Origin of the sequence: Pseudomonas syringae, from assembly GCF_002157375.1 — a bacterium.
GTDB lineage: Bacteria > Pseudomonadota > Gammaproteobacteria > Pseudomonadales > Pseudomonadaceae > Aquipseudomonas > Aquipseudomonas syringae_T.
In genome coordinates this window covers 63,055-75,278 of sequence record NZ_MTSA01000014.1, presented here as the reverse complement: position 1 = coordinate 75,278, position 12,224 = coordinate 63,055, and the positions used below count along the sequence as shown (strand labels likewise).

The 12,224-nt window shown below is 57.4% G+C and carries 10 protein-coding genes; 3 read left to right on the top strand and 7 right to left on the bottom strand.

The features are described 5' to 3' along the window. Window positions 1-24: 24 nt before the first annotated feature. Complete coding sequence (locus tag BW686_RS18415) at window positions 25-888, bottom strand: alpha/beta fold hydrolase (protein WP_102048023.1); 864 nt, start codon at window positions 886-888, stop codon at window positions 25-27. Window positions 889-968: 80 nt separating this feature from the next. Here BW686_RS18415 and BW686_RS26900 point away from each other — a divergent pair, with 80 nt between their 5' ends. After that, window positions 969-1,139: a hypothetical protein gene (locus BW686_RS26900; protein WP_179149311.1), complete on the top strand. Its 171-nt coding sequence runs from the start codon at window positions 969-971 to the stop codon at window positions 1,137-1,139. A 318-nt stretch (window positions 1,140-1,457) separates the two neighbouring features. On the opposite strand, the gene BW686_RS18410 is transcribed toward BW686_RS26900, so the two are convergent. The 4 genes from BW686_RS18410 to pncA all read right to left on the bottom strand — a co-directional run bounded on the left by BW686_RS18410 (window position 1,458) and on the right by pncA (window position 5,322). Continuing rightward, window positions 1,458-2,855 carry a sensor histidine kinase gene (locus BW686_RS18410; RefSeq protein ID WP_084918958.1) on the bottom strand — a complete coding sequence of 466 codons (1,398 nt, stop codon included), beginning with the start codon at window positions 2,853-2,855 and terminating at the stop codon, window positions 1,458-1,460. After that, window positions 2,833-3,516 carry a response regulator transcription factor gene (locus BW686_RS18405; RefSeq protein WP_084918957.1) on the bottom strand — a complete coding sequence of 228 codons (684 nt, stop codon included), beginning with the start codon at window positions 3,514-3,516 and terminating at the stop codon, window positions 2,833-2,835. The genes BW686_RS18410 and BW686_RS18405 overlap by 23 nt, the downstream gene beginning before the upstream one ends. Before the next feature lie 86 nt (window positions 3,517-3,602). Then, a complete protein-coding gene (locus BW686_RS18400) occupies window positions 3,603-4,538 on the bottom strand; it encodes a formate/nitrite transporter family protein (RefSeq protein WP_084918956.1) in 936 nt (311 codons plus the stop codon). Between the two features lie 127 nt (window positions 4,539-4,665). Continuing rightward, window positions 4,666-5,322: a bifunctional nicotinamidase/pyrazinamidase gene (gene pncA, locus BW686_RS18395; protein ID WP_084918955.1), complete on the bottom strand. Its 657-nt coding sequence runs from the start codon at window positions 5,320-5,322 to the stop codon at window positions 4,666-4,668. Between the two features lie 194 nt (window positions 5,323-5,516). Between pncA and BW686_RS18390 the strand changes: the two genes are divergently transcribed. After that, window positions 5,517-7,643: a TonB-dependent siderophore receptor gene (locus BW686_RS18390; RefSeq protein ID WP_084918954.1), complete on the top strand. Its 2,127-nt coding sequence runs from the start codon at window positions 5,517-5,519 to the stop codon at window positions 7,641-7,643. 105 nt (window positions 7,644-7,748) lie between these two features. On the opposite strand, the gene BW686_RS18385 is transcribed toward BW686_RS18390, so the two are convergent. After that, window positions 7,749-8,963: a cellulase family glycosylhydrolase gene (locus tag BW686_RS18385; protein WP_084918953.1), complete on the bottom strand. Its 1,215-nt coding sequence runs from the start codon at window positions 8,961-8,963 to the stop codon at window positions 7,749-7,751. Between the two features lie 584 nt (window positions 8,964-9,547). On the opposite strand from BW686_RS18385, the gene BW686_RS18380 reads away from it, so the two are divergent. After that, window positions 9,548-11,176, top strand: coding sequence for a methyl-accepting chemotaxis protein (locus tag BW686_RS18380; protein ID WP_084918952.1), 1,629 nt, complete (start codon window positions 9,548-9,550; stop codon window positions 11,174-11,176). A gap of 63 nt (window positions 11,177-11,239) precedes the next feature. Here BW686_RS18380 and BW686_RS18375 read toward each other — a convergent pair whose 3' ends face one another. Beyond that, window positions 11,240-12,196: a D-2-hydroxyacid dehydrogenase family protein gene (locus BW686_RS18375; protein ID WP_084918951.1), complete on the bottom strand. Its 957-nt coding sequence runs from the start codon at window positions 12,194-12,196 to the stop codon at window positions 11,240-11,242. Window positions 12,197-12,224: the final 28 nt, after the last annotated feature.

Here is a 12,224-nt window from a genome sequence, read left to right as displayed (position 1 = left end):
TTCCCGGGTGCAGACGAACGTGCTTCATGCCATCGCAGGAACGCTGGGCCATGCCTGTTTGGCGACTTCGGTACCCAGGAACGTCAACGCGGTCTTTTGGGAGTGATGCCAGGCGGCCTTGCTTTCGAGGTCGAGAAAGTGCCCGGTGTCGGGAACGACGTTGAAGCTGCTTTCGGCGATGTAGTTGGAAAACATGCGGGCGTCTTCAACCGTGGTGTATTCATCTTTTTCGCCGTTGATGAACAGTACCGGGATCTTGATCGATGAAAAACGCTCTACGTAGTTACTGGCGCTTAGTTGGCGGATCTGACTGATGTGGAAGTCGATCTGGCCGTACTCATGTTCAGCAAGACTGATCAGGTGCTTATAGTTATAGAGCTTGAAAAGACGCGGCAGGTGCTTGCCGACGGTGTCGTTCAGGAGCGAGCCGATCTTGCGTTTTTCGCGCGCGGCCAAAAAGACCTGCGCCTTGTCGATGTAGTCGAGCATCGGCTCGTTAAGCACCGGCGAGAACGAGCTGATGATCGCCTTTTCAACCGATGCAGGGCATTCGGCCAAGGCCAGCAACGCCGAGACGCCACCCCACGAAACGGAAAGCAGGTAGTTGACCTGATACAGGTCGATCAGTTGAAGAAGGATCTGTACTTCATCTTCCTTGCTGACAATCATGTCGTCGGAGTTGTGCGCCCGGGATTGACCCGAAAACGGCAGATCGAACAGCACCAGGTTGTAGTGGGGCTGCAAGTACTTGACCGTTTGCCCGAAAGAGCCTGTGGTGGACAGAGCGCCGTTGACCAGCAAGATGGTCTTGGCGTCGCTGCTCTTCCAGTAAGTCTCGGTGTAAACCTTGTAATCACCCACGCTTAAAATCTTTGATTGTGCGCCCATAACAGCCTCCCAGCCGATGTCGATCCTACGATTAAGTCCAGCGTTCCTCTGCTCTGGCGGCCATGCCAAAGCCTCGCCCGATGAGCGGCGAATCCGGTGAGTTATTATTTTGGGTGCAGCAGATGCTGTGCAGCAGGAACTTTGGTTGCCCGGCTATAGATAGCGCAGTGCCAGCTCAGCGACAAGCCATTGGCGTCAAAAAATATATGATGCGTTACATTTTAAGCGCACAGCCGATGATCGCGGATTGACCGGTCGATGGGGTTGTTCGGGGAAAAGTGCAGTATCAAGGCATAAAAGCCCGATTCTTGAGCGGAACCTGTTGGCGCTGAAACGGTCAAGCCACGTCATTTTTGAAACATAAAGTTACACTTTAGCACTTGGCAACGTGCGCCAGATTAATATCTTAATCTTTAAAACCCTTGAGCCAGACGCTTCAAGCTCGTCAAAAAGCAGGCACAGAAACGTCTTCGAGGGGAATCGCCACGTGCGCGTCCGAGTTGATTCTGACCGCAGGTGAGGCTAGCCGCTTGTGACTGGCAATCACCTTGAACTGCGGGGTCAGCGTCTCAGGCGAGGGTGCTCGCCGTCCGACATTCCAGCAGGAGACTGGCGCCTCCGTACTCGCTGGTGCCGATGTGCAGCGTAAAGCCGTGCAGGTTGACGATGGCGGCGACGACGGACAAACCCAGGCCGAAGCCGCTCTGTTCATTGCCGGCTTCGCTGCGGTAGAAGCGCTGAAAGACGGCTGCCCGTTCAACGAGCGGGATGCCAGGTCCCGAATCCTGCACTTCGATACAGGGCGTATTGCCCTCTTTGCCGGCAAATGCGCTGATTTTCACGATGCCACCGGCCGGGGTGAACTTGATCGCGTTACCCAACAGGTTGGTCAGCGCTTCGAACAACAGTGCGCGATCGCCCACAAGGGTTGGCAGCGGATCGCGCAGTTCCAGTAACAGGGTGATCTGGTCTTCCTCTGCCAGCGGCAGGTAAAAGTCGTGCAGCTCTTGCAGCAAAGGCTGAAGTTCCAGCTCGACAAACGCCGAGCGGCGCTGGCGGTCTTCAAGCTCCGAAATGCGCAACAGCCCGCGGAAGCGTGCCATCAGCGTGTCGGCTTCGCCAATGACCTGAGCGATCTGGGTGGCATGGGTCGAATCGTGCGCGGATTGTTGTTGAATGCGATAGAGCTGAGCGCGCAGGCGGGTGAGCGGGGTGCGAAGGTCGTGGGCAATATTGTCGCAAACGCCCTTGACCTCATTCATGAGCTTTTCGATACGGTCGAGCATCGCGTTGACGATCACCGCCAGCATGTCCAGCTCGTCACGCCTGTTTGAGACCGGCAGACGTCCCGCCATGTCGCCGGCGATGATCGACTCGGCACTGGCCTGAATGGCACGAATACGCCGCAACGGACGCCGCCGCAGCAGATGCCAGCCGGCAACGCCCGGAATAATGGTCAGCGAGATGCCCCACAGCAACGCATGCAGAATCAAGGTGCTGACCGCAAACAGCGAGCCATTCTCACGCACCAGTACCAGCCAGCGCCCGTCTGAGGTCCGGTTGACGATTGCGTCGCAGCTGCCCTGCGGCATGCCGGGATCATCCGACTCGATGCAATCGTTCAGGACGTGGATCTGCCCGTCGATAGGCAGGTTTCTCGGCACGCTGTTGATCGGCCCGGCCACAGGGCGGAAGTTTTCGTCGAACAGCCCGTAAGCATCCACCGAGCGTGAATCGAACGTCATGCTGGTGGCCAGTGCATCCTCCAGCGCCTGACCTTCGAAGCGCGAAAACAGTTGCTGCCGATGGGTCAGTGACTGGCGGGCGAGGGTGTCCAGATAGGACGTGACTTCCCAGTAGAGAACGCCCAGAAGAATGACGCTCCAGGCGACGAAGAGAGAACTGTATAGCGCCAGCAGACGGCTCGTTGAAGATCGCCAGCCCTTAGACGGGTTCGGCAATGACATAACCCGATCCTCGCACGGTCTGAATAAGCTGTGCGGTGCCGGGTTGGTCGATCTTCTTGCGCAGACGGCCAATGTGTACGTCGATCAGGTTGGTGCCCGGATCGAAGTGATAGCCCCAGACTTCCTGAAAGATCATCATTCGCGTGATGATCTGCCCGCTGTTGCGCATCAGAAACTCCAACAGCTTGAACTCGGTGGGCAACAAGGTCAGCGGTTCGCCGCCGCGGCAGGCCTCCCGGGTGATCAGGTTCAGTTCGAGGTCGGCAACCTGCAGCACGGTCTTCGCCGCGCTGACGGGGTTGCTGCGACGCAACAGCACTTCGACGCGCGCCGCCATTTCGTCCGAAGCGAACGGCTTTGGCAGGTAATCATCCCCCCCGGCACGCAACCCGCGCACGCGTTCGTCCACATCGGACAACGCGCTGATCATCAGGATGGGGGTCGAAATGCCCTGGGCACGCAGGTGGGTGACGATGGTCAGGCCATCCATCTCCGGCAGCATGCGGTCCAGGGTAATAAGGTCGTAATCGCCACTCACTGCACGCGCCAGGCCATCACGGCCATTGTCGACCCAATCCACTTCCAGCCCGTGGCTGTTGAGTTCTGTGACGATTTCCTTGGCGGTGATGGCATCATCTTCGATTGCCAGAATTCGGGTCATGGTCCCTGCCTGAATAGGTGCGTTCAAAGCGTCATTCTGCCTCTAAAAGAAGGCGCCGTTTCTGAAAGAAAGTTTAATGACAGGGATCATATCTCTTTATTTGCCCCGGCATCAGCGTCCTTGAGCCTTTGCTCTTTTTCCCGACGAAGTTTTTCCACCTTGTTTTTGCGATCGCGTTCCATTCTGGCCGTGGTGTCTTTTTCACTGCGAATCTGCGCATGGCTGATCAGGGCGAAAATAAAGCTGCCACCGATGATATTGCCTGCCAGCGTAGGCGCAGCGAAGGCAAACCAGAAGTCCTTCCAGCCCAGCTCTCCGGCAAACACCAGATAGGACACTTCGGCCGAACCCACCACGATGTGGGTGAAATCTCCGAGCGCCATCAGGTAGGTAATGAGCACAATGATGGCGATCTTGGCGTTTTCCATGGAGGCAATCATCCAGACCATGGTCGCGATCATCCAGCCGGACACGATGCCCTTGGAAAACATCTGGCTGATGTCGTTTTCCATGACCTTGCGGCCGATCTCCAGAAACGCCTTGTCTGTGCTGGCATCGAAGATCGGCAGATTGAGCATGACATAGGCCACCAGCAGTGTGCCGACCAGGTTGCCGGTCAGCACCACACCCCACAGCCGAAACAACCGTCCGATGTTGGCCAGGTTGAGTTTGCTCATGACGGGCAGCACAGCGGTAATGGTGTTTTCCGTGAACAGTTGCTGGCGTGCCAGAATCACCGCCAGAAACCCAGCCGAGTAGCCCAGGCTGCTGATCACATGACTGCCGGGGATGCCTTCGAGGCGAGAACTCAGCAGCCCCATCGCCATCAGCGACAGGCCCATGGTCAGGCCTGCAGCCAGCGCTGACCACCACAACGCGGCAACACTGCGCTCCAGCTCGTGATCGCCCTGAATACGGATCGTCTCGTGCAGCACCGCCGCACGAGGCGGTTGGTTCTCGTCAATCTCGCGCTCTTCCTCGGCGGAAAGGCCGGGGGTCTTGCCGTCTACTTCATGATCCATACAACGTCCTCAGCGCAAGTGATGAATGGTCCTGCGCGAGTGGCGTCAGTCCGATGCTTCAGACAGGTGTAGCGCGCCGTCGTTCGCTAACGGCTTTACACATCGAGCGCAGTATGAACACGTCCGGTTATTCCTGGGCCTGGCCCAGCAGGTCGGCGCTCTGCACGCGCTCCACGCCCATGCCCGACAGGGTCTTCCAGGCCTGTTCCAGCGAGCCGTTCATGTCGATGGCGCGACAGGCATCTTCGATCACGTACGTAGTGAAACCGGCACTGCGCGCGTCTTGCGCCGACCACGCGACGCAGAAGTCCAGCGCCAGCCCGACCACGAACAACGTGTCGACACTGCGCTCCTTCAGATACCCGGCAAGCCCGGTAGTCGTGGTGCGATCGGCTTCCAGAAAGGCTGAATAACTGTCGATATGCGCATTGCAGCCTTTGCGCAGGATCAGTTGCGCGTGAGGCAGATCGAGGTCGGCATGCAATTGCGCGCCGTGGCTGCCCTGCACGCAGTGGTCTGGCCACAGGGTCTGTGGGCCATAGGGCAGGGTGATGCTCTCGAACGGCACACGTTGCGGGTGACGGGAAGCAAACGAAATATGCCCGGCCGGGTGCCAGTCCTGAGTGACGATCACCTGTGCGAAGCGTTGACCCAGGCGGTTGATCAGCGGCAACAACGCATCGCCATCGGCCACTGCCAGTTGCCCGCCGGGCATGAAGTCATATTGCATGTCGATCACCAGCAAGGCGCAGCGAGGGTCGGCAGGCTTGTTGGAAAGGGGCATTGTCGGTTTTCTCGGCGGAGGGCTGATCAGGGCGTCAGTTTGCCTGTTTGTCCCTGAGTTTGCTCAGCAAGATGCGTAGCCTGAAGTGTCATTTTTGGGAATTTGTATCAAGTACTAATACGAATCTGTACTATTCGCAAAAAAATCCTGCCAGGTCCTATGAGGCCCGGTTTCTTGCCAAGGGCTGCACGTCGATGCGTCGTACTCTCGTTTCTCTTTTTATCATTCAAGCCATTTCTCAAACTGCCTGGGCTGAGGAGGTTGCTGCCGGGCAGCCTTCACTGGAATTGCAGAACATCGACATCCAGAGCACCGCCAGCACCGAGACGGCGCAGGGGCCGGTCGAGGGTTATCGGGCCACACGTTCTGCCAGTGCGACACGCACCGACACGTCTTTGCATGAAACCCCGCAATCCGTCAGCGTCATGACCCGAGACGCGGTAGAAGACATTGGTTCCACGCGCCTGCAGGACGCGCTCGATTATGCGGGCGGGGTCGGGCGGGCCAACAATTTCGGCGGCCAGGGCCTGACGACGTTTACCGTTCGCGGTTTTACCACTGGCGAGTTCTATCGCAACGGCTTCCCCATCAACCGTGGCTATCCGAACATGCCGGACGCCAACACCCTCGAACGCCTTGAAGTGCTGCGCGGTCCGGCGACCACGCTGTATGGTCGCGGCGATCCCGGAGGCACGTTCAACGTCGTCTCAAAACAGCCGTTGGCCGAACGCAAGGTCACATTGGGCAGCCAGCTCAATGACCAAGGCATGAAGCGCGGCACACTGGACGCTTCCGGCCCGCTGGATGACGAGGGGCGCTTCGCTTATCGCCTGAATGTCGTGGGCGAGGGCGGTGATACCTTTCGGGATCATGTCGACACCGAGCGTTACGGTGTTGCACCGGTATTGAGCTGGCAGGTCAATGACGCCACGCGCATTACGTTCGAGGGTGACTTCATGCGCAACAATGCGCCGCTGGACCGAGGCCTGACGCGCTATGCCAACCAGACGAGTACGGCCTCGCGCGACACGTTCTTCGGCGAGAAGAGCGTGGGCAAGTTGCATAACGATAACAACATGGCGCAATTGCGCTTCGATCACGACCTGAACGCTGACTGGAAACTGGGCGGCGGCGTGCAGATACTCGACGGCTCGCTGCAGGGCGACGCCATCGAGGCCAACGGGCTGGCTGCTGACGGGCGCACCCTTGGACGCAACTTCAATTACCGCAAACTGGAGTGGACTGACCGCGATGTGCAACTGAACCTGACCGGGTATTTTTCCGCTGGCGGCTTCGACCACACGCTGCTGACCGGCGTCGAATACGAAGACTACGACTACAAATCAATCATCCAGCGCTCCAGTGGCGCGGTCAGTGCCTACCCCATCGATATTTTCAACCCGGTCTACGGCCAGGCTCGGCCTGCACTGACCCGAACCACCACCCACGACAAGGAAAACCTGAAAACCTGGGCTGCCTTCGTGCAGGATCAGGTGGCGTTGACCGAGCGCCTGAAACTGTTGGGCGGCGTGCGCCTGGAGCGCTTCGAGCATGATTACGATTCCTTTCTGCCCGGCACCAGCAGCTGGACTGCCAGCGACAATGCGGTCACGCCACGGATCGGTCTCAGCTATGACCTGACCGACACCGTCGCGGTGTACGCCAACACGGCGCGTTCGTTCAAACCCAACAGCGGTGCCAGCCGTTTGGGTGGCGGCTTCAAGCCGGAAGAAGGCAAGTCTTATGAAATCGGAACCAAGTGGGAGGCACTGGAGGGACAGTTGAGCGTCGATGCGGCGATTTACCAGATCGAGAAACGCAACGTGCTGACCACCGATCCGGTCGATTCCACCTTCAGTGTGGCGGCAGGCGAAGTGCGCAGCCGTGGCCTGGACCTCAATGCAGTCGGCAACCTGACCCCCGAGTGGCGGATGATGGGCAGCTACGCCTATGTCGACGCGGAAGTGACCAAGGACAACACGCTGCGCTCCGGCACACGCCTGATGAACATCCCCGAACAGACCTTCAGCCTGCTCAATGTCTATGAGTTTCAGGACGGTGCCTTGCGTGGTCTGGGGCTGGGCGCCGGTGGTCGCTATGTCGATCAGCGCGCTGGCCGCACCGCCAACGTCGCCTTTTCGATGGACAGCTACACCGTGTTTGACCTGCTGGCCTACTACAAGGTCAACCCGAACGTGAAACTCAACCTCGACCTGAAGAACGTTTTCAATACCGAGTACGAGGAGGGCGCGTTTGGTAACGTCTACGCGTATCCGGGAGCACCGCGGACGGTGCAGGTGGGGATTGCGTATACGTTGTGACGCCGCCGGTATCGGGTTCTGCATGGAAAGCCCGCCCTTTTCGGGGGCGGGTTCGGCGGCGTGCGTCATGAACTACTGCGGTCAGTCGCTCGGAGCCTTGAATCATCAGTATTGATCGGACTTTGAAAAGCCGACATGGTGGCGAAGTTTGCCATCCTGGAACTGGTCCTTCCAAGGCAATATGTCTGCTCCCGCCGCTTTAAGTGCGGCAAGATTATCCCGCACTGCTTGAGTGGCGCCGTCCCTTTCCTCAAACTTATTTCCCCCCAGCCAGTTAGCATTGCCCACTTCGCCGATTTGAGGTTTATAGCCGGCATTTTGCAGTGCTTTGATCTCGCTGGCCAAGCGGGCAGAGGCGTTTGCATCATTGGCATATTCGTGAATGCTGCCAATCAGGCCTGGGTTGCCTTTACCGTTGGCGGCCTTTAATTGATCGGCGTATTTCACCAAGCCACTGTCGGGGCCTGCGGTCAAACCGCCTCCCCAGTTGCTGTCCTCAACAACGATACTTCCTTTATAACCGGCGCTGCGTGCCGATCTGATTAATGTACTTTCCATGTCGGCCCAGTCCTGACTGGCTTTTGTACCACCTTCATTGAACGTGTCCAATACAAGGCTGGGGCGATGGCCGAACGTTTTGACGACGTTGCTGATATCGGTCGAGGCTTGTTTCAACGCGTCCCCCGCCAGCACACTTCCGCCCCCTCCGTTTGCATTGTCACGAAGCGCAAATTGAACCTTAACGCCTTGCTTGTCCCCTTCATTAATCAAGGCAGTGAGTTTATCCATCTGTTGGGCGTTCTGGAGGTGATCGTGCGTCATCTGAATACGTAAAGTCCCGCCTCCAATTCCTTTCAGGTCTTGAATCATTTTGGTTGCAGCAGCAGGTGTGGCGATGTCATCAGGATCAACATTGGCGCCACCCTGCGAGCCGGTATCCGCCGCTTTGACAGCGGCGGCCGGGTTTGAAGTCTTTGCGTCGACCGTTGCAACATTGCCCTGGAGAACGTTTGCTATGGCTGCAGTTGCAAAGCTCTGTTGGCGGACCGAAACAGTCTCCGATGAGACCGTTGACCTTTGTAACTCGGCGTTGCGATTGAGCAGTGTTCTTGTATAGACCGGAAAGGCTTCCGGCGCCTCTGTGGAGCTCCCTGAAGAGTCGTGCCTGTCTGAGGGCGTGTACACATCAAGTTTTGCCTGCCTGTTCGTATGGGGATCACGGTTGTCAGCGTCCACGGGCAGGACGGTCTTGGTGGTGGCAGCAGATCGTTCTGTCGCGGCCATCGTGAGGTCATAGGACCGGATTGAATTGATATTCATCAACTGTCTCTTAAAGGGGGCGCGGCGATGCTAGAGGTGGCCATTACTTATTTCAAGTCATTAAAAAGAAAAGCGCTCAGTGGGCGGGGTTGTTAATTGTTAAATGTCAATGTTCATGTAAGGGGTTGAAATGGATGCGCGTGTTGATTTTGCGGGCGCCGAGGTGGAGTGTTTTTTTATAAGATCAAGGCACGGAGGTGTGCTGTTGTGTTGGGTGTTATGGGTAGGGTGAATGGGCAATTATAAGTTACGTGTAGGAGGCCGAATAAATAGTCTTACTTTTAAAGTGTTGAGTGTTGTTTAGGACTTAAAAATAAGTGGCTTAATGGCGGAAGTTCTGGATTAATTGCCGGGATTTTTGTGTTGCGCCACGGGTCTGATTAATTGCCCTGCGCAGGACGCTTATTCATTCGCCCTCGTGGGCAAGAAAGTATTGGTCTCGTTGTTAAAAAGTATTGGTGTGTGGCCTGTGATGTCAGGCGCGTCGTCAATTATTTAACTCGGTGAGGAAACTGTTTGCCTGCCCTTAGGGTGTTGGCGGTACGTCAGTGCGTGCCTGGCACGTTCTATCAAGAGGAAGTGTGATGTCCCTGCGACGTTTTAAAATAGCCACGCGAACGTTGGCCTGCTTTGCAATCATGGTGTTGCTGGTACTGGGGTTGGGTGTTTTCAATCTCGTGCAGTTATCCAGTATCCGTGCCAAAGGGCTTGAAATCGAAAACGACTCGTTGCCTGGGATAGCCTTGGGCGATGCGATTGCTCTGGCGTTTTCGAATACGCGTTACGACGTGATGAAAATGTTATCCGCTCGCACTGCCGAACAACGGGTTCAGGCGCGAGACGAGTTGATGCAGCGCGAGTCAGCGTTCGCAAAAGCCATAGACGCGTATCGGCCATTCATCGACTCGCCAGGCGAGCGTGATCTTGTTGAGGGCGTGGAGAAGACTTTCCGGGACTATGCGGGTCATGCCGAACAGGTTCACGCGATGATCACGGCAGGACAGGAGGACGCAGGCCGTCTGCTGGCCTGGAATGAGATGGCAAATACCGCAAAGTCTCTGATGGGGCAATTGGAAGATCTGAAACAGCTCAATGATGCTTCGCAAGTCGAAGCCAGCACCAGCGCCAGTCATACCTATGCCACTGCCAACCGGGTCACGTTGTTTACAATGGGGTTCGCGCTGATGGTGACCCTGATCCTTGCCTGGCGACTGACTGTCAGCCTGTCGGGTCCGATAAGACAGGCATTGGCGGCATCCGAAATGATCGCTGCAGGCGATCTTCGCATCGAACACATCGACAGCAGGGGCAGCGATGAGGCGGCCCTGTTACTCCAGTCGATGGTTCGAATGCGCGAAAACCTAAGGCACACGCTGAGTCACGTCGGGCAGGTGGCGGGGCAATTGTTCGCGGCGACAGAAGAATTGAACATACTGATGCGTGATAACAACGCTGACCTGCGTGTTCAAAACAGTGAAATAGAGATGTCTGCGGCGGCGGTTACCGAGATGAGCCAAGCGGTACAGGAAGTGACGCGCAATGCTGTTTCCACTTCAGAAGAGTCAAGGGCTTCGGCTCGCGCTGCGCGGGAAGGACAGGGTGAACTCGGTCTGACAGTGGGTTCGATTACACAACTGACGGAAGACGTGCAGCAGGCCACCCGGCAGGCACAACTACTGGCCGTCAGCACGCTGGAAATTTCGAAAGTGCTGGAAGTTATAAGGTCTGTTTCCGAACAGACGAATCTGCTTGCCTTGAATGCAGCCATTGAAGCTGCCCGTGCTGGTGACGCCGGTCGAGGGTTTGCCGTTGTTGCGGATGAGGTTCGTGCGTTGGCTCACCGCACCAGTGACTCAACACGGGAGATCGAGAGCATGATCGAGCACGTACAGAAAGGCACCCAGGATACCGTAACGGCGTTGTCGCTGAGCCGCGAGCAGGCCCATCGCACGAAAGCCCAGGCAGAATTGGCCAATGCTGCGCTGGCCTCTATCGCCAGCTCGGTGATGATCATTGATGATCGTAATCTGGTAATCGCCAGCGCCTGCGAAGAGCAAACGCAAGTCGCCCGTGAGGTCGATAGCAACCTGGTGCGCATTCGGGATTTGGCGGCTCAGTCGGCCACTCGCGCGGACAAGACCACCAGCGCCAGTCAGATACTCGCAGAGCTTGCCAATGGGCTGAACGAGAGGTTGAGGCATTTTCAGCTATAGCTGAATGATCAGGGCGACGCAGAGTCCGGGGGCCGGCGCAGCGTCGCCATGTGGCAGCACACGTCACCCAAACACCCGAATCGGCGTCCCCGCATGCCACGCCCGAATGTCTTCGATCATCTGCCCGTAAAAGGTTCGGTAGTTGTTTTCAGTAACGTAACCGATATGCGGCGTTGCCAGCACGTTATCCAGCGTGCGGAACGGGTGATCGGCGGGCAGCGGCTCGATGTCGAAGACGTCCAGTGCTGCGCCTGCAATCTTACGCTGTTGCAGCGTCTCGATCAGGGCGGTCTGATCGATGATCGGGCCGCGCGACGAGTTGATCAGATAAGCGCCCGGTTTCATCCAGCCCAGCGCTTCTGCGTTTACCAGTCCTCGGCTGCGGTCGCTGAGCACCAGATGCACGGACAGCACGTCGGCCTGTTCGAACAATTGCTGTTTGCTGACGTAAGTAACGCCCGCTTCGGCAGCGGCTTCGGGGGTCAGGTTCTGGCTCCAGGCAATGACCTTCATGCCGAACGCTTGCCCGTAGCGAGCGATCCACTTGCCGATGCTGCCCAGTCCGAGAATGCCAAGCGTCTTGCCGTGCAGGTCACTGCCCAACCCGACTTGCCAGTGGCCTGCGCGCAGCGAATTGGCTTCGCTGACCAGGTTGCGGGTAATGCCCATGATCAGCGCCCAGGTCAGCTCCGGCGCCGCGTTTTTGTAGCTTTCAGTGCCACATACGGCAATGCCCTGACGCTTGGCGGCTGCCGTATCAATGGCCGCATTGCGCATACCGCCAGTGACCAGCAATTTGAGCCGGGGCAGTTGACTGAGCAGTGCCTCGTCGAACAGGGTTCGTTCGCGCATCACGCAGATAATGTCGAAATCCTGCAGGCGCCGCACCATCGTCGCGGTGTCGGCAGGGTAGTCGTGCAAAAAGCTGACTTCCCCCACCGAGTCGAGTGCCGACCAGTCCACCACGTCACTGGCGACGTTCTGCCAGTCATCAAGCACGGCGATGTTCAATGGGGTCATGTCTGCAGTCCTCATGGCGGAGTTGGCT